This is a genomic window from Undibacterium sp., assembly GCF_030683615.1.
GTDB classification, from domain to species: domain Bacteria; phylum Pseudomonadota; class Gammaproteobacteria; order Burkholderiales; family Burkholderiaceae_D; genus Undibacterium; species Undibacterium umbellatum.
Map to the genome: position 1 here is coordinate 1 of NZ_JAUXQE010000029.1, position 25564 is coordinate 25564.

General features: G+C 52.6%; 23 protein-coding genes and 1 pseudogene. 19 read left to right on the top strand and 5 right to left on the bottom strand.

Going from position 1 to position 25564, the window contains the following annotated elements:
• On the top strand, positions 1–104 hold a 104-nt coding region (locus Q8K39_RS14395; RefSeq protein ID WP_305261218.1), incomplete at its 5' end, for a transposase domain-containing protein.
• Positions 105–145: 41 nt separating this feature from the next.
• On the opposite strand, the pseudogene Q8K39_RS24975 reads toward Q8K39_RS14395, so the two are convergent.
• Together Q8K39_RS24975 and Q8K39_RS14400 are read right to left on the bottom strand one after the other, a co-directional pair.
• A pseudogene (locus Q8K39_RS24975) lies at positions 146–289 on the bottom strand (hypothetical protein); the annotation flags it as partial.
• Positions 290–305: 16 nt separating this feature from the next.
• On the bottom strand, positions 306–998 hold the full coding sequence (locus Q8K39_RS14400; protein ID WP_305261195.1) for a hypothetical protein: 693 nt from the start codon (positions 996–998) through the stop codon (positions 306–308).
• 878 nt (positions 999–1876) lie between these two features.
• Between Q8K39_RS14400 and Q8K39_RS14405 the strand changes: the two genes are divergently transcribed.
• Positions 1877–4138 (top strand): hypothetical protein, encoded by a 2262-nt coding sequence (locus tag Q8K39_RS14405; RefSeq protein ID WP_305261196.1) that lies wholly within the window; start codon positions 1877–1879, stop codon positions 4136–4138.
• A gap of 343 nt (positions 4139–4481) precedes the next feature.
• On the opposite strand, the gene Q8K39_RS14410 is transcribed toward Q8K39_RS14405, so the two are convergent.
• Complete coding sequence (locus Q8K39_RS14410) at positions 4482–4799, bottom strand: hypothetical protein (RefSeq protein WP_305261197.1); 318 nt, start codon at positions 4797–4799, stop codon at positions 4482–4484.
• On the opposite strand from Q8K39_RS14410, the gene Q8K39_RS14415 reads away from it, so the two are divergent.
• From Q8K39_RS14415 to Q8K39_RS14425, 3 genes are all read left to right on the top strand, one after another.
• Positions 4798–5838 (top strand): hypothetical protein, encoded by a 1041-nt coding sequence (locus Q8K39_RS14415; protein ID WP_305261198.1) that lies wholly within the window; start codon positions 4798–4800, stop codon positions 5836–5838. The genes Q8K39_RS14410 and Q8K39_RS14415 overlap by 2 nt on opposite strands.
• 1370 nt (positions 5839–7208) lie before the next feature.
• Positions 7209–7916, top strand: coding sequence for a ParA family protein (locus Q8K39_RS14420; RefSeq protein WP_305261199.1), 708 nt, complete (start codon positions 7209–7211; stop codon positions 7914–7916).
• Positions 7916–9001, top strand: a complete 1086-nt coding sequence (locus Q8K39_RS14425; protein ID WP_305261200.1) for a ParB/RepB/Spo0J family partition protein — start codon at positions 7916–7918, stop codon at positions 8999–9001. The genes Q8K39_RS14420 and Q8K39_RS14425 overlap by 1 nt, the downstream gene beginning before the upstream one ends.
• A 40-nt stretch (positions 9002–9041) precedes the next feature.
• On the opposite strand, the gene Q8K39_RS14430 is transcribed toward Q8K39_RS14425, so the two are convergent.
• Positions 9042–9944 carry a PD-(D/E)XK nuclease-like domain-containing protein gene (locus tag Q8K39_RS14430; protein WP_305261201.1) on the bottom strand — a complete coding sequence of 301 codons (903 nt, stop codon included), beginning with the start codon at positions 9942–9944 and terminating at the stop codon, positions 9042–9044.
• Positions 9945–10071: 127 nt separating this feature from the next.
• Here Q8K39_RS14430 and Q8K39_RS14435 point away from each other — a divergent pair, with 127 nt between their 5' ends.
• The 14 genes from Q8K39_RS14435 (at position 10072) to Q8K39_RS14500 (ending at position 24262) form a co-directional block, all read left to right on the top strand.
• Positions 10072–11001 carry a hypothetical protein gene (locus tag Q8K39_RS14435; protein WP_305261202.1) on the top strand — a complete coding sequence of 310 codons (930 nt, stop codon included), beginning with the start codon at positions 10072–10074 and terminating at the stop codon, positions 10999–11001.
• A 409-nt stretch (positions 11002–11410) separates the two neighbouring features.
• On the top strand, positions 11411–12505 hold the full coding sequence (locus Q8K39_RS14440) for a hypothetical protein (protein ID WP_305261203.1): 1095 nt from the start codon (positions 11411–11413) through the stop codon (positions 12503–12505).
• Between the two features lie 323 nt (positions 12506–12828).
• Complete coding sequence (locus Q8K39_RS14445) at positions 12829–13803, top strand: hypothetical protein (RefSeq protein ID WP_305261204.1); 975 nt, start codon at positions 12829–12831, stop codon at positions 13801–13803.
• 368 nt (positions 13804–14171) lie between these two features.
• Positions 14172–15521, top strand: a complete 1350-nt coding sequence (iscB, locus tag Q8K39_RS14450; RefSeq protein WP_370868609.1) for an RNA-guided endonuclease IscB — start codon at positions 14172–14174, stop codon at positions 15519–15521.
• Positions 15522–15547: 26 nt separating this feature from the next.
• Positions 15548–15955: a polymer-forming cytoskeletal protein gene (locus tag Q8K39_RS14455; RefSeq protein ID WP_305261220.1), complete on the top strand. Its 408-nt coding sequence runs from the start codon at positions 15548–15550 to the stop codon at positions 15953–15955.
• A gap of 12 nt (positions 15956–15967) precedes the next feature.
• Complete coding sequence (locus Q8K39_RS14460; RefSeq protein WP_305261205.1) at positions 15968–16861, top strand: hypothetical protein; 894 nt, start codon at positions 15968–15970, stop codon at positions 16859–16861.
• A 32-nt stretch (positions 16862–16893) separates the two neighbouring features.
• Entirely contained in the window at positions 16894–18129 is a 1236-nt protein-coding gene (locus Q8K39_RS14465; RefSeq protein WP_305261206.1) for a hypothetical protein, read from the top strand.
• Between the two features lie 143 nt (positions 18130–18272).
• Complete coding sequence (locus Q8K39_RS14470) at positions 18273–19979, top strand: PRTRC system ParB family protein (RefSeq protein ID WP_305261208.1); 1707 nt, start codon at positions 18273–18275, stop codon at positions 19977–19979.
• A gap of 78 nt (positions 19980–20057) precedes the next feature.
• A complete protein-coding gene (locus Q8K39_RS14475; protein ID WP_305261210.1) occupies positions 20058–20537 on the top strand; it encodes a PRTRC system protein E in 480 nt (159 codons plus the stop codon).
• A gap of 12 nt (positions 20538–20549) precedes the next feature.
• Positions 20550–20954, top strand: coding sequence for a PRTRC system protein C (locus Q8K39_RS14480; RefSeq protein WP_305261212.1), 405 nt, complete (start codon positions 20550–20552; stop codon positions 20952–20954).
• Positions 20864–22033 carry a PRTRC system protein F gene (locus Q8K39_RS14485; RefSeq protein ID WP_305261213.1) on the top strand — a complete coding sequence of 390 codons (1170 nt, stop codon included), beginning with the start codon at positions 20864–20866 and terminating at the stop codon, positions 22031–22033. The genes Q8K39_RS14480 and Q8K39_RS14485 overlap by 91 nt, the downstream gene beginning before the upstream one ends.
• Entirely contained in the window at positions 22030–22812 is a 783-nt protein-coding gene (locus Q8K39_RS14490) for a PRTRC system protein B (RefSeq protein WP_305261214.1), read from the top strand. Before Q8K39_RS14485 ends, Q8K39_RS14490 begins: the two co-directional genes overlap by 4 nt.
• Positions 22812–23435: a PRTRC system protein A gene (locus tag Q8K39_RS14495; protein WP_305261215.1), complete on the top strand. Its 624-nt coding sequence runs from the start codon at positions 22812–22814 to the stop codon at positions 23433–23435. Before Q8K39_RS14490 ends, Q8K39_RS14495 begins: the two co-directional genes overlap by 1 nt.
• A gap of 2 nt (positions 23436–23437) precedes the next feature.
• Positions 23438–24262 (top strand): PRTRC system ThiF family protein, encoded by an 825-nt coding sequence (locus Q8K39_RS14500; protein ID WP_305261216.1) that lies wholly within the window; start codon positions 23438–23440, stop codon positions 24260–24262.
• A gap of 140 nt (positions 24263–24402) precedes the next feature.
• Here Q8K39_RS14500 and Q8K39_RS14505 read toward each other — a convergent pair.
• The coding region (locus Q8K39_RS14505; protein WP_305261217.1) for a replication initiation protein at positions 24403–25564 on the bottom strand (1162 nt) is incomplete at its 5' end.

Below are 25564 nucleotides of genomic sequence, written 5' to 3' on the forward strand. Positions count from 1 at the left end.
ACCCGTATGCGTACCTTAAGGATGTGCTGGCACGTTTGCCAACGCACAAAAACAGCCGCATTGATGAACTGCTGCCGCACCACTGGGCTCCCCTGATCAGGTAATCGTTACGCCGTCAACGGGTGTTCGCCGGACGCATACCGCACTAAAGTCTCGATAACTGGTCAACGTCCGTGAAGCTGTACGGCACTTCAACACCGTCTAGATGGCCGTGATCGCCTTTGCCGCGTTCATTGTCAAAGCCGACCACTCGCACGCCGTCCACCACATACACGGCGCTGTACTTGTAACCGTGATCCTGATGTTCAGTCGAAGGTCATGCCGTCATCTGAATCGCGTTCATCATACGGAGCGCACTGACGCGGAGAGTCAACTTGTCGAATCGATGTCAATTCGGATTGGGTTAAGAGTCGTCGCCCTATCCGATTAAAACCAAACTCGGCATGTACAGGCACCCCCCATCCAACATCACGGGATGAATCGATCGCCACGCAGATTTCTCCGTGCAGGGTCACATAAAAGTCTTGGGGTAGCACCCCTCCATCATCGACATAGGCGGGCTCGATATAGGGGGCCTCGCTTAGGAGCCGGCGAAATACTTCCACTGTGCCGTGAGGCCGCACGAGTGCCTCAATCTCCTGGTATTGCCCATCGAAAAACTCGTACCGCGCCCGCCAGTAAATATTGTGAAGGTGCTGACAAATTTCCAAGTCGCCCACAACCTGCTTCTCTGAAATCTCGCTGATGAGTAGGTCCCAGTGGTCTCGATTCATCTCTATGCCAAAGTCCAGCGCACGAAGCATGGCGGATTCCTGCACCAGAACAGCGTAGGCGGCCTGGCCGTCAAATGCCGATGCGTCTGAAATCGAGAATGAAGCGTAAGTCTTGTGCCCTAATGCAGCTGCAAGCAGCTGCTGAGTTTGGCCTAGAGATATCTGAGGAAAAAAGGAATGCAGCTTAGCGTGTGCAACCTTGGCGCATTTTTTGAATCGTGACATAGTGTTCTCCAAGAAGCGGACCTTGGACGCTTACGGGTCCGCATCAAGAATCACCGTATGGATCCAAGAAGCGTTGAAGATAAACCTGACGAAATCAGTCCTACTTTAAGTCGTCCAAAACTTCGGCGGGAACACCTTGGCGCGACTTTAGCACATGACTGCCGCGGTTCTAATTCACACGCGAACAATGAATCTCAGTCCAGCGAATTCTGCTTTGGATCGAATGTGTGAATTTAGCAAACAACCATGACCGATCGCAATGGGCCTACTGGGGTCGGTCGCAGGCGTTGCAAATTCCAACATGTAGATCGGTTTTCAACCACTGCTCGTTTTTGAAAATCAATCAAAAATGGGTCAAAAATCGTTGATTTCAACCTCAGAATGCACTTAGCCTTTTTTGATAGCCAAAAAAAACCAGTTACTGCCCCAAGACCTAACTCCAAGCAAGTATCAGAACGGTTGCTTGGGGGGTTGTACGGTGCCCCCCTCCCCTCCCCTGCGATTTCCATCAAAGGCACCACTCACGCTGAATGATGGTCGTTGAGCACCCGCAGAGGATGTCGCACCCCAAAAATGGTCACATAAAGTGATGCTGGCGGCACAAAAATTGAACACCGGAGCCTATGTTTCTTCTTCCGGTCAAGATCAATAGCGGTAGTAGCCGATTTCTCACCACTGTCCGCTCAAGGTCTAGTTTCTGCCATTCACGTTTTCAACATGACGGGCAGACTCTGAGCAGACATTCGCTCGACTTTATAAAAACGCAGAAAGGGATTCCTTGATGCTCTCCAACGTCGTTCTCGCCCCTGTCCGCTATGTGCCATACTTAATTCAGGCTTGCCAAGCTAAGTAAGCCGCCCAAATAGGATGGTGGCGCAATGAAGGGTGAGTCGCAGGAAGTGGATAAAGAAATCGAGTGCGGAGAACCGCTACTTCTTTGGGCTGTCCGCGATTCGAACAAGCGGTTCGTGCATGTTGGCATGCTTACATCGACGGAGAAGGGGGCCGCGTGTCGGTGCTTATGCCGCAGTTGCAGCGAACCACTCGTCGCCGTCAATGTCGGTAAACCTGCCTCTCACTTCGATAAACCGCGCACTCAGCGAAAGCATTTCAAGCACCTCCATTCAAATTCAGAGGAAAGCCAATGCCTCACTTCGGTCGCTAAGTTTTTGGCGCTGCAGCTGTTCGTCGAGCAGGATGCCATTTACTTGCCACAGCGGTGTCGCACGGTTTCTCGTGTTTCACCCACTGGGATCACTGTCCATGCCTACCAGGAAATTCCAGGCGAATTAGTGCAGATTAAGAGCCGCACCTGGGTCGACGATGTAAGCGCCATTCTTCACCTAGAAAACGGCCGTGAAATGCTTGTCACCGTTCGGGCAAATCAAAAAGTCGATGATGACGGCCGTTCGGTATGCGTTCTGTCCTTGGCCGGCGTGTGCGATCCAGCCATAGCCAGTTGGGATTCAGACAAGATACTGAAGTATCTACGTCTACCGGGTTGCGGCATGAAGTGGGATAGCCATTGGGATGACTCCGAACTGGATTCACAGAAAGATGGCGACCTAGCCGAGCAAGAGGATCTCTACCTTGGTGGCATACCCCAAAAGTGGTTAGACAACTTAGAAGGTAAGCAGGTAAACGAGACGATTCTTCACTGGCTAATCAAGAAGACTGTGGCTGAAACGGGCATCCTGAGCGTGCCTGCTTTTTCGTTTCCAGTACGCCAGGAGATGCCCGACGGCTCCATGGCCGAGGAGTTAGCGACCTGTGGTGGGGGTGCTCTCCAATTGGACGACATTCGTCTTGAGCGTCGGTTCGACACCATGGTGCCCGATGTCGTGTGTCGAGCTCGCAAGATAGGCTCCAATGGTCCAGCAGTTGATCTACTGATCGAGGCCGCCGTCACCAACTACATCAATGATGAAAAGCGCAAGAAAATTAAGGCATCCTGCGTTGCGTGCATCCAGATCCGTGCCGATCTTTTCTCCAGGGTTGGGACGGTGTACGTCTCCGAGATTGAAAAAATCATCTGTTCTGACGCGTCAGTTAAGGAGTGGATCGTCCACCCTTGGATTGCCGATGAGGTTGCCAAAGCGAAAAGACGCCTGTCTGAGCGGGCAATGCGTATTCAGAGTGGAATTAACGCGGAAGCCGCCGCAAAGCGCCTTCACCTAGAGGGTGAGAGGAAACGTTTAGAGGACCGTGCCCGTCTGAAATCTTGGCTCAAAACCACTACCGATTTGGCTCTTTCCAAAGGCTATCTCAAGGCGCTCAAGGCATCTTGGGCTGGTCAACGCGCACCACAGCTTGGCACAGAACCCGTCGCTCTTAGTGACCTGTGGGACGAGCTTAAATGCCGCAAAATTGTCGGGTCAAACCGGCATAGTGTTGAGGTAACGGGGAGTCTGCTAAGTACTTTGGTACGCATCAAAGCTGAGGCTGTTGGCGAAAAAGGCGGGGCTTTGGTTGACCAGTTCGCCAAGGCTTTGTCGAATAACACGATGGCTACAGGCACAGCACTGGTAATCATGTTCACCCTGAATCGAAATAATCTTTCGATGACTTCATTGCAAGCTGAGACGTTTCGGGAGTGCTGTGAGCGCCTTCACACTGCGGTGGAAAAGCGGGACGCTCATGTCTTTCGTCTCACTGAGCATGACCGTTTGTACGCCTTGCTATTCCCTGAAATCACCTCCGACCTCCAATCTGATTACGGCACTGAGCTCCACATGTCCCGCTTGTGGCAAACGCATGAGGTGCAGGCGGCAAAGGATCAGCGTCGCCTTGAACGCAGACAGAATCGTGTCGCATTAGTTCAGCGGCTTCGCAACGACAAGAAGCAAAGTAAACAAACAGAAGTTCTTGACAAAGAGTTAGCTAATTTTTCGGGAAGACTTCAGTGGATAAGGCGCCTTTCGGATGGACCAGGCGCTGGTGTTCTATACGGAATGTATTCAGGCCAAGCCCGCTTGCAATACATTGACCCTATGGACGTCATCAGGACAGCAATTGCATACCGTGACAGCAAATGCAACGTAGATGCCGCTCTCAAGGCCATGCCCTTTAAACATGCACCAGACATCCCCGAAGCAGTCCGTTTGCTTCAAATATCAGGGCTCTGCACCACTCCAACGTGAGTTGTAAGCAATACCGGCTGTTATGGCCTTGTGGCAAGTGCTCGTTTCCAATGTAATTGAAAGCACGCATTGGTTTGCTCGGAAATACGGATGTAGACCGACTGCTCTTGGCCCAGACCGGGCGCTTCCAGTTCCCAGGTGAAAGACCGCAAACGCTGCGGCACCTACATTCATCACACTCAAAAGTGGTCGCTCACAGAACTTGGCTTTGAAAGTCGCTGTTTCACCACAGGTCAGCGGCAGTATTCGCCAGATTTCGCCCATCAGGAAGTGTGATTATTGGTCCGTCAATTTGGTTGATCACACTCACAAGACGCTGTCAAAAAATCTGTCCCTGTGAATCTCAAATATGACCACTCCTAACGACTTCAATATTTGGAAATTGAAGTCGTTTGGCGAGTGTGTTTTTATTGTCCAAAGTAATAATTTCTTGTTCGGCATTGACCAGCAACAAAGTTACAACAGACGGTAGAACCATGCACTCATCACAAACAGCGCCCCAAGAGTTACCACGATTTCTGTACGGATTTCTCGCTGTTGTCACTGCGCTCATTGCCTTGGCATCTAGCGCAGTGACCGCGAAATTTTTCATCATAGGATTGGACAAAATCGAAACCGATGCGCCCGCTCGTGATGCCCTGATCACAGCAGGAGTGCTCATGGTCATTACAGAGCTTGCCGCCTTTGGTCTAGCCGCCCTACTGCCTCGTTCAACCTTGCGCACTCTGCGCGTTTATCTCATCGCTTGCGGTCTGCTTTTATTGGGATTCGAGACTGTGACAATTTACGTGACGCAAGTGACGCTGGCTCAGAATGCCGCATCTACCGCCCAGGGTTCGTTGACCAAAATTACTGAACTTAGAGCAGCCATTGCGTCCCACAAATCGACTGCAGACAACCTACGCCAGAATGGCACTTTGCAGACGCAGAGCACCAACTCATGGACGCGCCAGATGGGTGCGGGTGCGTTGCGTGATTCGCTAGAAGCGACCCGCTCGTCACAGCCATTAGTGCTTGAGTTGGCAAAACTTGAGGCAGAACAGCACAGCACACTCGTGGACATTCTCGGATCTCGCGGAATGATCTATTACAGCCTCGCTAGGGCTTTTCTAATATCCGCAATGGGACTAGTGATGTTCAGTGCCTCAGGTGCCCTTCTTCGTTCGGCAATATATAGACCATCGAACCGATCAACCAGCACACCAGGGCAAACGAATAATGTTCCTTTTTCGGCAGCCCCATCTCTACTTTCTTACGCACTTCGTGGTGCAACACATCAAAACTTCGCAGACTACTCTTACCAAAATCAAAGAGTAGTCACTGGTCAAATGATTGACTTTAATGCGCGAGATCTCAATTCATCAGAACTTAATTTTCAAGCACACACCAAAGCGCACGAGCACAGAACAAGCACAGCATCATCCACACCGAGCACAAAAAACACGGGAAGCACGGAAAGCACACTTCTCACGCCAGAACACGCTGAGAACATTGATGAATTTTTTGGTGATGATCGTTTTGAAAAGCTCATTGATGAGGTCGCATCTGGGCGAATAAAACCCAGTGTTAGGGCACTACAAAACCATCTCGGAATTGGCACCTTGTTAGCTCGAAAGTACCTGAGACAGCTTGAGACAATCGGAGTAACCATGCAATTTGGGAAGGGATGGGCGAAAGCAAACGGTCAATACCAGGCCTGAACTTCTGCAGCCTATTGTTCTCAGATGCATACTAGGGCGCCTGATCATGAGCCTTTCATCAGATTGCGCAGGAGAAATAGACAGAACCGCTCAAGGCTGGTTCAGGCCTTCCTCTTTGCGTCTTCCAAGATCTGCTCAGGTGTCAGCCCCTTGAATAATAAAAATTGATGAAGGAGCATCCGCCAGTTCAACCGGTTGAACTGGCAGCGCGGTCGACTAACTATTGGGCTTTCAAAAAATCGCAAGTCGCTACTCCCTGAGCGCCGCTTCATTCCAGCTCAACCGGTTGAACTGATAGATAGGCCGATGATCGATTCATCTTTGAGACTCACCAACTGCCGCTAGAAGCACAGCTATGCCCGCATGACTGCACCGCCTCACTCAGCCCAACAGGAGATCCACTGCACTCGAACAGCAGAAGGGAGGAGCGCCAGATTCAAACCTATATAGCTGATCCAAAAAAATTGGTGAAGGAGCATCCATCAGTTCAACCGGTTGAACTGATGGATAGACCAATGATCAAATCACCTTGGAGGCTCACCAACTGCCGCTAAAAGCACAACCATATACGCATGACTGCGCCGACCTACTCAGTCCAACAGGAGCTCCCCCGCACTCGAACAGCAGAAGGGAGGACGTCAGATTCATCCCGATACAGTGGATCAATATAAATCGAGGGGCATCCGCCAGTTCAACCGGTTGAACTGCTGGATAGACCAATGATCGAATCACCTTGGAAGCTCACCAACTGCCGCCAGAAGCACAGCTATGCCCGCATAACTGCACCGCCTCACTCAACCCAACAAGAGATCCACTGCACTCGAACAGCAGAAGGGAGGAAAGCCAGATTCAAACCGATATGGCTGATCCAAAAAAAATGGATGAAGGAGCATCCATCAGTTCAACCGGTTGAACTGATGGATAGGCCGATGATCGAATCACCTTGGAGACTCACCAACTGCCGCTAAAAGCACAGCTATGTACACATGGCTTCGCCGTCCCGTTCAGCCCAACAGGAGATCCACTGCACTCCAACAGCAGAAGGTAGGACCGCCAGATACCACACGACACAGCTGATCAATATAAATTGAGGGGGTGCACCTGCCAGTTCAACCGGTTGAACTGGGATGAACACAAATGGAGTGATCCGAATAAGGTAAATGTCTTCGATGAAACAATCATTGAAAACCCGGGAGAGGATTAATTGGCAGCACCCATGACCCGAGGGAAACGAATATCAAAAATTTGTGCAATTTGATATTGAAATGCGATAGTTAATGATTGCGGATTACGGCATATGCAAATAAAATTTGAACAACGCTAGGATAGCGCCGGCAACGACAAACTATCATGTACAGGACTCATACAAAATGGCAAATACATTGAGCAATCACACGCTAGCAAAAATAGTAGCTATCTACAACGAAAAAGGTGGCTCCGGAAAAACGACGACCGCGTGTCAGCTGGCCGGGACGTTGGGGTACCGAGGCTTCGATGTGCTTGTTGCCGATCTCGATCCTCAGCAAACCAGCGCGAAGTGGCTAGCCAAAAATGAAGGCGAAAATTTCCCGGCGACGATCTGGCCGGGCTATCGCTATGGCGCCAAGGTGGCTGCAGAACTTGAGAAACTCGTTACCAAATACGACATCATCATTGTCGACTGCGCGCCCTCAGTCGAGCAGCCGGCGACCTGGGCCGTCCTACTGGTATCAGACTTGGCGTTGATCCCAACGAAATTGAACGCCCCAGATATGGATGCGCTGCCAGCGGCAAAAAATCTGGCCAAACACGTTTGGGAAACCTCCAATCGAAAGTTTCCCGTGAGAGTGATCCCGTGCGCGACTCGAATGCACATGATCGATGACAAGGCTGCTGTCGAATCACTGCAAACCGACAAAATCTTTCCGCCACTTGCGTTAACACTGGGTGACCGCAAGGCATTCTCCAGACCCATGATGATCGGCGCAACTGCGCACGCGCTCAAAGGCAGTGAAGAGTCCGTTCGTGAAATCGAGGCCTTGGCCGACGCCACCTTGAAGCTCATCAACCTGCCAAGCCATGCTAAAAGAGGTAAATAATGGTCTCACCACATAAACAAGGCACCGCCACCTTTCGCCCGGCCCGCATCAAGTTTGATGCACAGTCCGGATTCAAGTCCTTGGTAGATAGTGCACAGACAGCAGCAGACAACCGGTTCAGCAATGCCGCGCAAATCCTGCAATCTCAGCCATCAGCCTTGGCCATCCCCACGGACCCAGAAATACCATTGCCTCGCAGCGCAGGACGCACCTCAGCTGATTTCGATCTGCAGAGTTGCGAGATTGGTCAGGTCTATTCGATCCCGCTTGCCCTGATTGATCCAAATCCGGTCGGTGTGCGCCATTTCTACCGAATGGACAATGTCGAGGCCATAGTTGAATCGATGGCAGATGGCAAACAAGACGTTGCTGTCAACGGCTTTGTGAAGGGCAGCAGGGTCGAATTGATCGACGGCGGAACACGGTTGAAGGCAGCTCGCGCCGCAGGGTATAGCGCGTTAGACGTGAAGATCGAATCGCCTCCCAAGGACCTGAGAGAACAGTACAAGCGGTCCTCTCAATTGAACGACCTACGGTCGGACCATACCGCCCTTGATATAGCGATCAACATGCGAAGATTGATCGAAAATGGGGTGTATGCGAGTCAGGACGAAATGGCTGCAGACATGCTGGATAGAAAAGGCAAGCCGTTACTGAAATCCCAAGTCAGCAGCTACATGCGAATCGCCCGCATCCCAGAACGACTGCTCCAAAAAATGAGCGAGGCTGATCAGACCTCGGCGTTCACGATTGCCTATGAAATCAGCGCCCTGTTTGTGTCGCCTACATACGAGGCCGACCAAGAACGCATGGATCTGGTTGCCATCGAAATTATCGATGATGTCAGGACCAAGCAGCTGAGCAAGACACAGACTCAAGCACTTGTTGCGGCAAAGATGGAAGGGCCAAAATCACGTCAGAGCGCAGTCAGTAGCGTCGTGAGGTTTGGAAACCAGAACGGAAAAATCAAGGTATTCCCTTCGCGTGGTCAGGTGCAATTCAGCATCGATGGACTGAACCAGGAACAGGTGGAGGAAGTGCGCGAGCGCATCGAAAAGGCACTGGCAGGATCCCCCACAACATGACAGAGGAGCCACACATTCTGCCAGCGTGGAATGGACAGGACTAGGTTCGATCTTGGATGCTGGCCAGCCAATCAAGGCTGTCACCTCGCCCGGTCTGCCAGTACTCCAATTCGATGACTTCTTCACCGCCTGGAGTGGGCCAGAAGTCAACTTTGGCGCAAGCAGCGAAAGCGCTGATGGCCTGCTGGTATTTTTTGGCCCCTTCTTGCATGAAAGCATCGCCGGCTCTGCGCGCGCCAACGCTCAGTGGCCAATCGTTCTCAACACTCATGAACACGAACGGGATCGGGCTGCTTCGATTGTTCAAAAGGGACTCTGCAAGTGAATACATGTACCCCTGCATATCGTACGACAGGTTCAATGCGTGTCGCGTCCACTGACGCAAGGCCGGGTGCATGGTGGTTTTCAAATCAAACACAGCTTCAGGGTGCAGCAAGTCAACCCTGGTTCTACAAGGTATCCCGACCGAGGGATCTGTGTAGTAGATGCTTGCCTCCGCTTCGCCTTCAGCCACGAAGTCACCAAATTTACGCCCCATGACAGTCTGCTCCAACAGGCGATCACGAGCCGCTTCGGCCAGATGCATTGTTGGCTCATCAAAGACCATCATCCCCGCGTGGGCCGTCGAAAACTCCTTGTACATGGCGCTGCGCGCGTCCTTGACACCGGGAAAGGTTGCCACCTGGGACAACAATAGATGCGGCTGCAGTGTCAGCAAGTGAACCAGTGTGCCGAACTCCATGCTGTCCGTTGGCGAGTTCACCCGTCCGAGGGAATGACGGTAATGCGCTGGAGAAATGAGCATTTGCTTGAGCATGCTGCAAGACTGAATATGAACATCGGAATGATATTCATGATCCGGCAAGTTCAGCACCTTGCGAGAATCCGCCAGGATGCCGGGGATCGAAGTCGTTACGAAAGACGGTTTGTTTGTATTAGCCATAAAAAAAGAATACACCCATAGTCAATTCTGTCTAGTCACTAAATTGTGTTGCCCAATCGATTGACGCAATGCAGAGGCGTGGTACCTTGCATCAAGCAGACAAACAAAAAAACCAACGGAATACGACATGGAATCAACAATGTACGAACCAGTCTCCATGGGGCGCATGCCTTCACTGGAAATTGAAACGGCCTTGGCCGAAGGGAACAGCAAAAAGGTGTGGCAGTTGGCGCAGTCCGGACTACAACCTAAAACTTTCTACGACACCGTGAGGACGCACGTATTCAACCTGTCGACTCAATCCAAAAAGGGCAATGCGGTGGTTGCCGACCAAAACAGCTCCATGTTCATGTGGCCAATTGTGTTCAAGGACAAGGAACAGGTAGCCCAGTATCAAGCTGTCGCCAATGACCACAAAGAGGGATTTACTGACACCGTCATGTCTCTGTCCCGATGGATGTCGGCCGGGGTCGACATCGCCATGTTGAGCAACACGCTCAACTACCAGTTTCTCGCCGCTCAGGATCCGGTTGAAATTCGCAAATTCTTGACCTCACTGGTGTGGCGTCAAGCCATTGATGCAATCGGTACTGGTACTGTCGGAACCCAACTTCCAGCTGATGCCCCCCAACTTGTGTATTTTGTTGGGTCGATGACAAGACGCAACGCGTGGCCATCTCTGCCGGCGCCTGAATCAAACAGTTCAGTCGAACTGACCAGGCGGCTGCATTCAACTCTTTGCGTTGCAACGTATGACGGACAAGATTCGAGCACCAATGGAATCATTGTGGGGGCACCAGCGCCTGCCGATATCGCAATGGCATCAGGCCTTAAGCTGTGGCTCAATGCGCTGCATGAAAGATACGAATTCGGCCAGTGGGATGCTGTGCCGGTCGGTGGCGATCAGGTTGATCTGCATATCGAGCTGAAGAACTGCGAACGCTCTGATGCGTGCATCCCATTGCGAACCTATCAGCTCGGTATAGACGGTATCGAAAAAATCATGGTGGATGTCGCATCCCTGTGCGACGACGGATTCGCTCGCTGGAAGCATTAGCCTCTGCAAGCAGGCTGATCACCAGGATGCGCGGGAAGCCCCGTATTCCTGCGGAGAGCAGTCAACAACGCGCCCTAAGCCTTAGAGCTTGGCAATGCTGTACCAGCAACCTGCGTTCTAGTCCCACCCAAGAAACTCACGCATAGCTCGCGAGATATGAGTGGGGAATCGCAATCTGCGCCGCAACTGCCTGCGAAATAGCAAATATGTTGGAAATCGACATGGTGCCCCGAGCAAGTACCTCGATTGAGCCACTTGCTCGGATACCTGTGAAAACAGGCCGAATATATTCAACACATACAGTCGCAAAGAATACATTGCCAGCGCCGTAAAAGGACACAGAAAGACTATTGACGAACTGGAGAAGCGTGGTTTCATAGTAGTTGAATAGCAACTAACAAGGAACCCCATGAAAATTCACGAAATCGCAGCCCTTGCCCCAATTGGCCCTCACATTGATGGACTGATCCGTTTTTCTCACGCTGCAGCCTCAAATGATGCGCCAGGGCAACAAGCGGAATTTGAAATATTGTCACGCGTTCATGCTGAAGTGCCCATCCCAGGCGAAGTGCCCAAAATGATGACCCACCCGTTGAGCGACAAGCTAACTGGTGTGGACAGCGAAACTGGCTCGCGCCGGCTTTTGTCGGAGATCCCGATTCGGCTCATGTTTGACAAACCAGAAAACAACCTGAGTGGAAGCTACAAGGCCTTCGATCGTTGCACCGGCCAATTGCTGTGCTGTGGCAACGGAGAAACTGCCGCCCAACGCACCGAATCCAGCGAGGCTCCCGTGAGCGTTAAATGCGCCGGCCCTGAGAACTGTGCCTTTGCGGCAATACCAGAAAACTCGTGTCAGTTACATGTGCGTTTGAAGGTGCAGATTGAGGGGAACGATGACCCACTCGCACTGACCGAATTCCAGAGCAGCGGCATCAACTCGTACCGCACCCTGTCAGCCAAACTCAAGATGCTCCAAGCGCTCTATGGGGGACTCAGGGGCCTGCCGCTGCGCCTGACGAGTTGGGCAAAGAGTTCCAAGGGCTCGGGGTATCAACCGTTCTACTGCGCCAACATTGAATTGATCGAGGGCGTCGATCTCGTTACAGCTAAAGCCCAAGCCAAGGTTTACCGGGACAAGTACGAGGGGATCAACTTTGCAGAAATGGAAACAGTCGTAGAAGCAATGCAAGCAAGCTCGCAGTTTGCGCTGGATGACAGCGAATCAGTTGTCACCTGCTGGATACCAGCGACTGAAATCATGTCCCAACGCAGCGCCGCCAATGCCAGGGCGTCCAGGACCGGTTCAGTAACCGGCGCTTTTGCAAACGCAGTTGTATCAGTCGTCAATCGCGCACGGGATCAGGCCACCAAGCCACCAGAGGCCGCCATCACTCCAGAGGAAGTCGCGCGAACCATTCAAGCCACCAGTGAAGTCCTCCCCACCCTGGTCGCCCCGAATAGTCAAGATTTGACTCTCCAGACCGAATGCGTCTTTTTGTAGGCGGCAACTATTTAGAAAAACACAGAACATCGCGTACCACGCACGGAATCACCGTCGGGGACATGCGTATGTTCTCTCCAGAGACAACATACAAAATGGACAATACGCAAAGGTATTTCACTCAAACCATCGTAGGCACGCCGCAACGAATTGTTCTAGGTCATCAGGTTCGATTCGATAATGACCCAACATTTCCAGGCAGCGACAAACCCGCGCAACCTGACCACTGGCTCTCAAGAATAAGTTTTGCCTTTGCCAGGTCGCCTGTTGATGCCACTGAATCAGAAATGCAAACGATTGATTTGCCTAGAGTGCAACCCGCTGTGATAACCGCGAGGGATAGGACCTTACGGATAGCACTTTTAAGCCTGCCAGTGGTCGTTGCAGTTGCTGTATTTGGCAACCTCGCTTCTGGCTGGTTTGACGAATACAAACAGCAGTCAGGGTCTGTTCAGGCTGATGCTCATGCTGGTGCTCCTGCCACGACCGAACAAACCGCAAGTACAACGACACAAGTTTCCGTATTGCCTCTGTCTGGCGCATCCTCAACGGCCACCCCTGGAGTATCGGGGGCGATTACATTGATGGACGAGCCGTCCAATATCCCCCATGACGGCGCACACCCCAGTGCGAACACCCAGGTCACTGCATCTGCGATCGTTACACAGCCTGTCGTCGCGGTGGTGGTCGCGCCGCCCGTCAAGGTCACACCATCCCCAGTTCCCAAACAGATTATTGAGCAAGCAAAACAGGAAACGACACCCGTCCCGGTCAAGGTACTGCCACTACCAATACAGCAGGCGCCTACTGAACCGAAAAGAGACGTGGAAACAAATGCCGCCGCGAAAGTAGCGAAAAACCCCGCCACGCCTGCGCCGCCCAAAGAGGAAGAAAGAAAGGGCGCCGTCGTGATGGACACGCCAAAACCTACACCTGAAATAAAACCCGTTGTCGTAGCTCCAACGTCCAAAACGCCTGACGATACCCAGGCTCCAGTCACCCGTCGATTTTCAACACCCATGGAGATCAACCCGGCTGGACAGAGCACAACACCGCCAAAAGCGACCGAAGCGGCAGAATCTCCCAAGGCAGAGCCCACAGGGAAATCTGCGGCACGGCGTGTCACGGTCGTTGACATTTCTCCAGATGGTTCGTACGCGCTCGTGACTAACCCAGAGACCCGGTTACCGCAAAAGTTCAAAGCCGGAGACAAGATTTTTACCGGTGAGACCATTCAAAAGATAGAGCCCAAGAGCGGGAAACTGGTCCTGGACTCACGCAACGTATACATGGAGTAAACCACCCAGCCTTAAAAGACGAGGCTTGTAAGTTAACTACTTTCAAGCACGAGGTTTTCCAGACCCAGTAGCCGCAAGGCTACTACGTTGTAAGTAAGTAATCAGACCCACCTCCGAGTGCTTCCTCAGCTCGGAGCTCTGGAAGTCGCAGCAGTAGACAAGCTTCGGGTAAGCACGAAACAGGCTGCGACAGGAGTCCAACGACTTCAAGGCTGGCTTACAACATGGTCGAGGGGAGCGATACCGCAAGGTATCCGTCACCAGGCCCGTAGGGGCAAAGCTGTAACCAGCCTGCACTGTGCAGTTCACAGGGGAATTTTGGAGTTCACGTGCCAGTTTTTGTTTTGGACCGAAGTGGCCACCCTGTGATGCCGTGCACCGAGAAGCGAGCCCGGCAGTTGCTGGAACGCGGTCGGGCGCGCGTGCACCACCTGGTGCCCTTTGTTATCCGAATCATTGACCTGGATGTGAACTCTTGTGTTTTACAGCCACTGAGCGTGAAGCTGGACCCGGGAAGTAAATTCACGGGCCTGGCGGTTGTGCGCGAAGTGGAAGTCATCGCACCCGATACCGGGGAGATTACCTCTGGCGTAGCAGTGCTCAATCTCTTTGAGTTGATGCACCGCGGACGCCAAATCTCGGAGGCGCTCACCGCTCGCAGTCAAATGCGCCGGCGCCGTCGTAGCAACCTGCGCTACCGCGCGCCACGGTTCCTCAATCGTGGCAACCAGCAAAAAGGCTGGCTGGCACCCAGCTTGCAGCACCGAGTTGACACCACCCTGGCGTGGGTCGGACGTATTCGCCGTTGGGCGCCCATCAATCGAATAGCCAGTGAGCTGGTTCGCTTTGACATGCAACTGATGCAAAACGCTGAAGTGTCTGGCGTGGAGTACCAACAAGGTGAGCTCGCAGGCTTTGAGGTTCGCGAGTACCTTCTGGAGAAATTCGGCCGCAAGTGTGTTTATTGCGACGCCAAAGAAGTGCCCCTGCAGGTCGAGCACATCCACCCGAAGGCCCGGGGCGGCTCGAACCGAGTGAGTAATCTGACCTTGGCCTGTGGGGCGTGCAACGCTAAGAAAGGTGCACGAGACATCAAGGAGTTCTTGGCCAAAGAGCCGGCACGCCTGGCGCGCATCCTGGCGCAAGTCAAAAAGCCTTTGAAAGATGCGGCCGCCGTCAACAGCACGCGTTGGGCGTTGGTCCAAGCTTTGAAAGCTACTGGCTTGCCTGTGGAGACGGGCACCGGTGGGCGCACTAAGTTCAACCGTACAAGGTTTGACATCCCGAAGTCGCACGCCTTGGACGCCGTATGCGTGGGCGTCCTAGACTTTGCCACTGGCTGGAGCGTGCCGACCCAGATGCTCAAGTGCACGGGCCGGGGCAGTTACCAGCGCACGCGCTTGGATAAATTTGGATTTCCGCGTGGCTACCTGATGCGCACCAAGCGCGTCCATGGTTTTGGCACCGGGGACCTGGTGCGCGCTGACGTGCCAGCAGGCAAGAAGGTCGGCAGCTACCAGGGCCGCGTGGCGGTCCGGGCATCGGGTAGCTTCAATATACAAACCGGCACCGAGGTGGTGCAGGGTATTTCGCACAAACATTGCCGGTTGGCGCAGCGCGCCGAAGGCTATGGCTATTTTCAACTCCAGAGCTCAACTAAAAAGGATGCGGGATTGGGTCGTGCTGGTCGCACGACGCGCTCTACCTCCCCGGCATGAATGCCGAGGTTTCCCGCGCAATTTCGATGACAAAACGACAGACATCCGTTGTTATTGATCCAGTGGCAATGAATATTGCTAACAAGGTAGCAGCGGGATCAAAGGTCACTGGAGACTACGCCACAGGAGGGGGAATTCTCATTGAAGGCCAGTTCAGAGGAAACCTCCATGTGACAGACGGCCCTCTGGTTCTGTTGGAAGGCGGGCACCTGAGTGGCTGCATAGAAGTGCAGGGTGACGCATACATTTTTGGGACGATAGGAGCCGATTCTGATGACCAGACCACGGTCACGGTTCGCGGCGAACTGCACCTGACCAGCAAGTGCCATGTTCATGGCCGTATTCTTTTTGCGAAGCTGGCAACGTATCAGGGAGCCAACGTCCACGGTTCAATCGAATCACTGGTGCAGGACGAACAACTCGCCGGCAGTTGAATCGTGCAAGTGATGCAGAAAGACAAAGCCAAAATAAATCCAAGATGGGTGCTTCACACGCTTACCCATCGGGGCCTGCCAGGCATAAGTCTGGATGCCTTGGAGTTCGGAGTTGCAGGGCTTGCACCCGAGCTCACCGAAGAATTCCACGCGTTGGTTGATCGACTGCATAACGGGTCCGATCAATTGGTTGATATGGAGACGATGGCTGAGTGGTCGCGCGGTACCAAGAAAGCATTTGCTGAACGTACGTCCTTTGCCCATTCGCCGCCCACCAAATCCAGTGCAATCATCATCAATGCGCAAGAACAAGAGCCCGCCCGGCCAGATCCAGAAACTCAGGCCTTTCAGGTCATTGCTGGGGATGTTGTCGCAGACCCCAAGCGCCAGGCTCTGCTTCACCCGAAGCAACAAAGGTTTGTGCGCGAGTCCCACCACGTCTTTGGATCGAAGGCCGCGCTGTGCATTGAACCAGCGTTGATTGATGACGCTGTAACGCATCCCGGTACACCCGTTTTCAACACCCTCTCCGTTGAGATGGCTCCGAGCACCGGCGATGGCCATTATAAATGGGAGGACAAGATTACTTTCCGACTCACCCGGCGAGAGTTGTCGCTTTTCGTGGCGGCGATGATGGGATGGATACCCTCCATATCGATGTCCAACCACGGCCCCAACAAGGACAAGACGTTGGAAATATCCGACCAAGGGAACAGCCTGTTCATCAAGCTGCGCCAGGCCAAGCGTGCGATTGCCGTGCCCGTGCCGGCCGAAGAGGTCTTCACCGTAGCTACATTGGCGCTCAAGATGCTGGTTAGAAATTCACCAGAATTGGATTCGCAGACGCTGATGCTTGTGGTCAAGCGCACTGCGGCAATGCATCAAAAAACCGAGGGCGTGAGCTGATGCCAAATTTTCATGGCGATGTGAGCCATCGTATGGGTCAAACATTGTTCTTCGCCGCCGTTGGAAGCGGGCTAGGCGTCCTGGCGTGGGGGCAGTACTCCAGTCCGGCCTTGGCCCTGCTGTTGCCGCTTCTATGGGTCATGGCACCCGGAAGGATGCAGGCGTTCGTGTTGACTCTGACCTATCACCTGGCGGTGGTTCGATTTCTCCCGCCTTACGCCGGGACATGGTTCGAATCTCTCGCCGTTGGCATTTTTATCTGGTTGGGCTTGGGCATTCTCAGTGCATTGGCGTGGACGTTGTTCTGGCCGTCCAGGAAGCGCCCATGGATGACGCCTGTTGCCGTCTTCCTCGCTCTGCTGGTGACCATCGTTAGTCCAGTTGCGTTAGTGATGCCGGGACACCCAATCATGGGGCTTGGATTCCTTTGGCAAGCTGGCGGCTGGGTGGCGGTCACTGCCTTTCTGCTTCTGACACCAACTCTCGCCTACGCACTGGTCCACAAGGTCCCGCCAGTCATTCGAAAGACGCCAGGAGTTCAGTGGGTCGCACTGCTTCTGCTGGCGACGGTGGTTGGGCTGGGCGGGAAGAAGCTCGATGGCGATGACGCTACACGGGGCAGGGTTGCAGGGCGCATCGGTACGGTGCATACGCAGTGGGGGGGGTTTCCCACCGATGACACGGAGTCGGTCCAGCGCGTGATGAAAATGGGGACCATGGTTGCGTCACTGGCTGGAGGCAGCGATGGGTTCGACACAGTGATTTTTCCCGAAACAATTATTGGCCGATACGAGCCAGGCATACACGCCATCATCAAGAAGGAGATCCTGAGCTCATCTGCTATTACGGGTCAAACTGTGATCATGGGTGCGGAGATTGAAACCGACGCCGGCCGTTTTCAGAATGCAGCCATCATTTTCAGACCTGATGGGTCCAGCTCGTACATCAGCGCGCGCCAGACCACTCCTGTGGCCAATTGGCGCCCGTGGGACTCAAAGGCACACTACCCAGCCGACTGGTTGGGCACGTCTACCGCCAATGTTCAGAGAGGGGTCAGAGCCCGAATAATGCTGTGTTCCGAGGAATACATGCCCATCATGCATCTCCTGAGCGAAGCCCGCGAGGAACAACAAATGGTCATTGCAATGGCCAATCGATGGGCCAGTCACAACGATTTATCCACAACTGTGCAGTCTGGCCACACAGAGGGAATGGCGCTGCTGTTCGGAAGAAACTGGTTGCGCGCAGAGAACAAACCTAAAAAATAGCTTTTATGTTCAGACCTGACTGGAAAAACGCGTAAAATTTCGGGACTTACCATCAACTGGTAATCGAGCTACCGCGTAGCAACGTCGATTCAACCCAACCGGGACCATTTCCGGATTGGGAATGGTCTTTTTTTCTAAAAGCCATGAATACTCAACCTTCAAGTTTCACTGCTGGACAAATCCTGTCTGGTCGCAATCCTCGACAATTTTTTTGCCCCAACTTCCAAAAGGACCTGGAAGACTCAATCCGCGCGCAAGGCGTGCTTCAGCCAATTCTGATTCGTCCCATTGCGGACAACCAATTTGCACTGGTAGCTGGCGAACGCCGCTTACGTGCTTTCAAAACCGTTTTCGGTGACAACGCCGAAATCCCGGTGCTTGTGCGCCAGTTGACTGACGAAGAGGCTGATGCCGCCGCCCTGGTGGAAAACATCGAACGTGTCGATATGACGCCGGTCGAAGAAGCCGAGGCAGCCGCAAGGTTGTTGGGGCAATGCCAAGGCGACCGAGACGAAACAGCCAAACGGTTAGGCTGGTCAAAGTCAACACTGGACAAACGCCTGGCACTCATGTACGCCTCCAACAAGGTACGTGCTGCGCTTCAAGAGCAGAAGATTCACTTGGGTCACGCCGAACTATTGTCGGCATGCCGAAAAGAGTCGCAGGACACAGCCCTCGATCACTTGCTCACGCAGGAAAAGATGATGACCGTGTCTGAGCTCAAGGCTTACCTTGAGACAAATGCACTGCATTTGGACGGTGCGATCTTTGACAAGGTGGACTGCACGGCATGCCACCACAACAGTGGCAATCAGGCTACTCTGTTCGCGGAAGCGATCAGCGGCGGCCGGTGCACCAACAAACAGTGTTTTGACCAAAAGACCACAGAAAAGATCAATGACCAAGTCAGGGTGCTCAGTGATGAGTACCAAGTGGTTCGGATCTTTCGCCCTGGCGACAACATGACTGTCATTAACCTTGTGGCCGATGGCCCCAAAGGTGTTGGTCATGAGCAAGCCCTGGCCTGCAAAGTCTGCAAGGATTTCGGTGCTGTTGTTTCAACGGTCCCGGACAAATTGGGCCGTGAATACAAAGGTATGTGCATGAATGTCCCATGTCATACGCAGCACGTTGCTGCAAAACTCAAGGCTGAGAACGCTGCGTCCAAAGCGCAAGCTGCCAATCCTGAGCCCGGTAAGCCCGATGCGACGCCCCCTACCCAGGCGGGCAGCAAAGAGCCGAAAACAGCGACAAGCGCAGCCGCAGCGAAACCCGCTACCAAGCCGGCGTCCTCTGAACCGAGCACTCGGGTCAAGGAACACCGCGAAAAGCTGTGGCGCCTGATTTTCGAGAAGGCAATTGCAAAACTGCCTGTTGCGGAAAACCGGATGGTGTTGATGGCTCTTTGCCTGACCAACCCATCGGTACTCAGCAAGTCAGCGTTATCGACGGCTGTTGAGCCATTGCTCGGAAGCAAAGCCTCCAAAGGCCCTGCAGACTTGATGAAATCCATCAGCAACCTTGACCAAGCCCAGCTTGGCGGGGCACTCAATCACATTGCAGCTTGCGTCAATGACGGTCAATCACCGTTGGGGATCAAGGATGTGACTGGCATTCTGAAGTTTTTTGACGTCAAAGTTGAGAACTACTGGAAGGTGGACAAGAAGTTTTTCGACTTGCTCACCAAAAATGAACTCGACGCCGTGTGCGAAGAGATAGGCATCAAAGCCGCCATGGGAAGCGCATACGCCAAAGCGCGTAACGGTTCCAAGGAAGAATTCACCACGGCTGTGCTTGGAGTCAAGGACTTCGAATACCGCGGCCGTATCCCTAAGCTCGTTAGCTACTAAAGCCAACCTGACAACATAACCCATCAGGGGTCACGCTCCTGACGGGGTGTGACCCCTTTCTTCATTAGAGAGAATCACATGCTTTTTCAGAACATCGCCACCCTGGTTGCCAAGGGCATCAAGTTGTCAATCCAAATCGAACAAGCCGATGACGGCAAGCTCGAAGTCTCGGTGATACCAACCAGTGAAACTGGCAAGTCCGGCTTCTCACTCGTTGCGAAGTCATTCATCGCATCACCAGCGGAACTTGACGCCGAGTTCCCTGCAGTAATCGCTGGGTTCGCAACCGCAAATCTTTCGCTCAGCGAGCAGCTCGCCTCTATGGAGCAACAAGCAGCAGAAACGGTCGCGGCAGCGCTTGAAGCGTCCAAAGCAGCACAAGCAGCAAAACCGAAATCATCGACAAAGTCCACGACAAGCTTGCCAGCCAAAAAAGCCGGTCCAGATTTGAATGACTTTGACGAGGACGACGAAACTGGTGATCCTGATGTCGCTACTTCGGCGACAACAGCAACGCGAGTGGCGACGACAAACGACCCGATGCCTTTCACGCTGTAAGGAGAAATCTACATGGCACTGCAAGGAAAAATCATCGTCCGCCGTTTCCGTTACAACGGCATCACAATGTCCGATCCATCGCCTCAAAAGACGATCGATCAGATCAGACTGTTTTTTGCGACTCAGTACCCCGAGCTGCTCAACAGCGTGATCGAAGGTCCTGTCACCAAGGACGGCACCAGTACCTACACCTTTGCCCGAGCAGTCGGCTCCAAGGGGATAGGACACCTTACGGCGATTCGCAACATCGTCAATGGGAAGTCAACCGTGGTCAGCACTAACCCGCTGTACAACGCCACCATTCAACAAATTCAGGAATCACAGGAATGTTCAAAAATCGTTCAATCGATTGTGAACAATCGCGAGAAATCGACTCCGCTGTTTGCTCCGGCAGCAGCGTACAGCCGGTTCGGTTAAACCCTATCAATGGAGGGGCCTGGTGTCTGCCAGCGCTCCACCCTGATATCCCTCATGTCCTTGACATGGGGGATAAGGTTACTGAACAAATTCTTGCGAACCTTGCACTGGAAGCACACGCCCATGGCGTGGCGCTCCCAGGCGGCAAGTTCACAACCATTCAAAAAACTCTACAGGCTCAATGGAATACATCTATTGCAGCTGCATGCGGATCCCATTTACCCCTGTCCATTCACATGGGTTTTTCGGTAAGTCAAACAGCATTAAAAGTCCAAATTTCGCCTACAGGAAACCTTGCGGTCCTACGGATGAAGCCAGTCGTTGACGCGCTTAACAAGGCGCGCAAAGGCTTGGGCTGGTGGGTCTTTGAAGCTGCATCAGCAGCCACTCAAGACCGCTACCCGATCTACCGCGTGCAAGACGCGGCTGATTTTTTGGAATACAACCACTACGCAGGTGCACACTTTAATGATGAAAGTTTCATTGAAGAGTACAACCAAAGCAGTGGCGGGGAGGAGGATCTAACCCGTGAACAAATGGAACAGGAACTTAACTTTTTCTGGCCATCTGATCTGATCAAGGCGGTTGACGGACACACCTGGATGTTGGCAAGGATGGAGCACGATCCAGCCACCCACAAGCGCTCGCCACTTGGCAAAAAACCATACATCGCGACCCTCAATGAAGTGCAAAAGTTCCTAAAAGGACGCGCACCGAAGGAACTGAAAACCATCGTGGCAGACTTCCTTGCGTTGTTGCACGAGCTCGCACGGCCCGACAGTCTTATGAAGGACACAGCGGCACCGCATCATGAGGATGATGACTATGAATACGGTGCTGAATGCATTGGAGCTTCATGTGCCCTCGTTTGGAATGACGAAGATATGGTGCTCGACCTGATTCAGCATCACGAAGTAGAAATGCAGGAGCACGGTGAATACGAAGAGATTCATATCGAGTTCAAGGCAGATCCAAGCAACCAGGTCAGCGTCAGCCGACTTGTTCAATCCATCAAAGACTTTGTCACCCGTCACGCGGCGATCGGCAAAGCTTTATCTCATTTTGAGGTGATCAAATGATCAAAACATCGATTGCCGAAATGCAGTCAAATCCGGTACCCGTTGGAGCCATTATTTTGTATGGGTCGCAACGCGGGGACTACGGAAAATCCAAGTTTGCAACAATTCACCATATGGACACAGTTGGTGACAAACCGCTGATCATGCCGGGCCGACCCATGTCGGAAAAAGACCTGGCCAGCATCTACAAAGGGTTGAGTTCGGTACAAGACACGCAGTCCACAATCTGGCTGGATCAAAAAATCCTGGCCAAAGGTACCGATCGCATGATCTGGTGGACTCCGGCTGAAACAAGGCCGATGTTCTTCAAGCATTCTTCACACGTAAAAAACACGTTTGATGGTTCTGCCGTGTGTCCTGTGCCTGCTTTGGTCTGGTTGAGCATCCAAGGCAAAGGACTCTACCTGTTCGCAGTCAAGGAACCGGGACGCCCCTCGCAGAACTCGACTTTGTTTCAAGCGCCATTCTTCAACGTGTGGGGCAGGGGACTGGTCTGTACTGGCAATGCCACCCTTCCACGTGAAGCGGAAATGTGGGATCCAAAAGCATGGGAAATCTTCTTTTTCGGATCCCACTTCACTCACCCGAATTTCGTGATGAAGGACAGGTTGATCAAAGGGAAGCATCCTGTCAATTTCTGGAAAGAAGTGGTGGCAACACCACCCGATAAATTTCCCGAAAACCGGCTGGTTCGAATGCCGCTCACTATTCAAGATCTCCTTGATCCTTTGGTCGTTGACAAGCTCAACAAATTACCCCGACCCACGGGAGAATTTTGATGACGGACGCGACTTTCGACGTATCAGTGCAAGAGACTTTTCCTGTTGTCATCGCGCCGCACGAAGGGTCGATGCCATGTGCCTCAAAAGCCGGGATTCGCAACATACTTTCCGCTGGCGGGGTCGTTCGCGAGATATCCACCTTCTGGATGGTCAGACGAAAGCTCCATGGCGCCTGCAATCTGCCGTACGGGGCATTGGCAGAGTCACTGGAGTTTCTGGTTGCTGCACCCCCCGTGCAGCTCTGGAGCGACTTCCTGGAAGTGGCCAAGAAGGCACTTCCAGACGAATGTGCAGCCCTGATGGTGTGGAACCACACACTGCACCAGTGGCGGCTTGAGGTGCGACACGCGACCCATGCAAGCCGGGCGCGGATTGATTACCTGGAGCCTTTACTGGCCGAAGATGATGTGGCTGTCGTCGACATACACAGTCACGGGCACTACGGAGCCTTCTTTTCAAAGCTGGATGACCAGGATGACGCAGGCGGGATCAAGGTCTCGGCGGTCATCGGAAAAGTAGATCAAACAACACCTGAATTCGTCATTCGCCTCGTTGCCATTGATGAGTTCATTCCTCTTGTTCTAAACAACGATGGGAAATTTCAAGAAAGGTTTCAATAACAATGAAGCACTATTTGCATAAAGAGCTAGTTGCCAAGCAAATCAAAGTGGTTTTGGTCGGCGCAGGGGGCTCAGGCAGTCGCATGCTTGAGCACCTTGTTTGCCTTCATCGCGCCATGATTGCTCTCGGACACCCGCGTGGTCTGAATGTCCTGTTGATCGATGACGATGTGGTCACCAACGCGAACGTAGGCCGTCAGGCCTTCTATCCGTGTGACATTGGCACTTACAAGGCAATGACCTTGATCAACCGGGCCAACATGGCTTTGGGGGACACGATGTGGTCGGCGGACGTAAACAGGTTGACCACGAAGACCACAGGTTTTTCCGATGTCGATCTTGTTATTGGTGCTGTTGACAACCGGGCCGCGCGCCTGGCCATGCTTCGATGCCTGGAACGAACATCAGGAGGTGTCAGGTATTACCTGGATCTCGGAAATCGAGCCGGGGATGGGCAGGTTGTACTGGGTGAGGTGACCAGTGACAAGCGAAAAACGGATGATGAGTGGAGACTGCCCCACATTGGCGAGTTGTTTCCGGAGCTTATCAATCGCAAACTGGACAACGCGGATGACGATCTTCCGTCGTGTTCACTTGCGCAGGCGTTGGAGAAACAATCGCTATTCATCAACCCGGCCGTGAGCCTGTTTGCGGCGAACATCCTCTGGCAACTTTTTACAAAAGGTGAAATTGAAAGCCACGGGAGTTTCATCAATTTGGACTACATGACAGTGATGCCGATCAGCATCGACAAAGATGTGTGGTCTCGTTTTGGCGTCGTTCGCGACGGCAAACGCAAAAAAGTACGACCTCTCGCGGTCGCATAATCAGTAAAAAGGCCCTTTCGCAGTGACAACTGCGAACGGGCCTTTTTTTATTTGTGTGGTTTGCAGGCTTCTGGCGGCCTGATGGCTGCACTTGCTTGGCTGGTCTACCCCTCACCCCTTGTCATGCTTTCGCGACGCCTTCAAGCTGCTTTAGGCGTATTCATCAGGGTCTCAGCAAACTCCAATAACTGTTCAGCGGTAGGCAGACCCCAGGTTTCACTAACCAACCACTGAAAAAATGCTGATTGCGCTGCTTTTGCCCGTCGTTTGCTGTTGAACCGTAACCCTGCTATCTTTTGTTCACCGTTGTAACGTGTTACCAAAGGCTCTTGTTCTTGACCATCCATTGCGCTGAAATACTTTTCTGCTTCTTCAATTCGATGCAGCTGGTAGGCCTCTTTGAGTTGCTTCTTTCCAGCTTGAGGTACTTTGCGATCTGTCGTTGGCTTGGACTCAGCAACCGGTGTTTCATCAACAATTCCCCATCTTTCCTCTAACGCTCTTTGAAAATAAGCTGGTGGGTTGTCAACGGGTGAGCGCTTATCTGCCAATCGCTTCTTCGTGTATTCCAATGCAGCGAGTAATTCGTTGCTGGAATGCTGCTTTACAAGCTTCTTGACTGACTGCAACTGGAGGCCGAAATCGATCAGTAATTTTGTAATCTTTTCTACTTCCAACGGATCCTCTGTGGGTACTTCAAGCTTCGTTTTTCGTTTGACAAGAAACTGTAGCGTGTTGACTCGGCGCCCCGCGCGGACTTCCAGAAGCTCAATGGTTATTTCGGAAAAAGTGTTGATTTCAATGATGCTAGGTCGAAGTACTCGTTGTTTGAAATACTTATATTCCATGTGTGCACTGTCATGCGACTTTGATCCCAATACGATTTCACGAAAGGTCACGAGTTCAACTTCTGCAGTCTTTCCTAAATTTACAAAGCGGACGCAATGCTCATAAATTGGTATGGAAGATGCTCGTTGGAAACGGCGCAGAACATTGAGGTCCACCAGAGCATACATATCGGGATTCAAAACTCTGTCTTTTAACTGACCGCTGATTTGGTATCGAATCGAACCGTCTTGAATCTCAATGTCGGGGAAAAGTACGCTAGCTTTCCACAGCAGTCGTTGATTGGTTCTTGAAATTACATCGTACTCAAAAACAATCTGCATCAGCTCTAACGCCGAATTGCGAAGGTAGTCACGGTTGTTTGAATCAAAGCCGATTTCCTGAGCCATCTTCGAAAAGCTGATGACCCACCACCCTTCCTTGTCAGTTTCTGAGTCATAGGCATTTTTGAGCCAG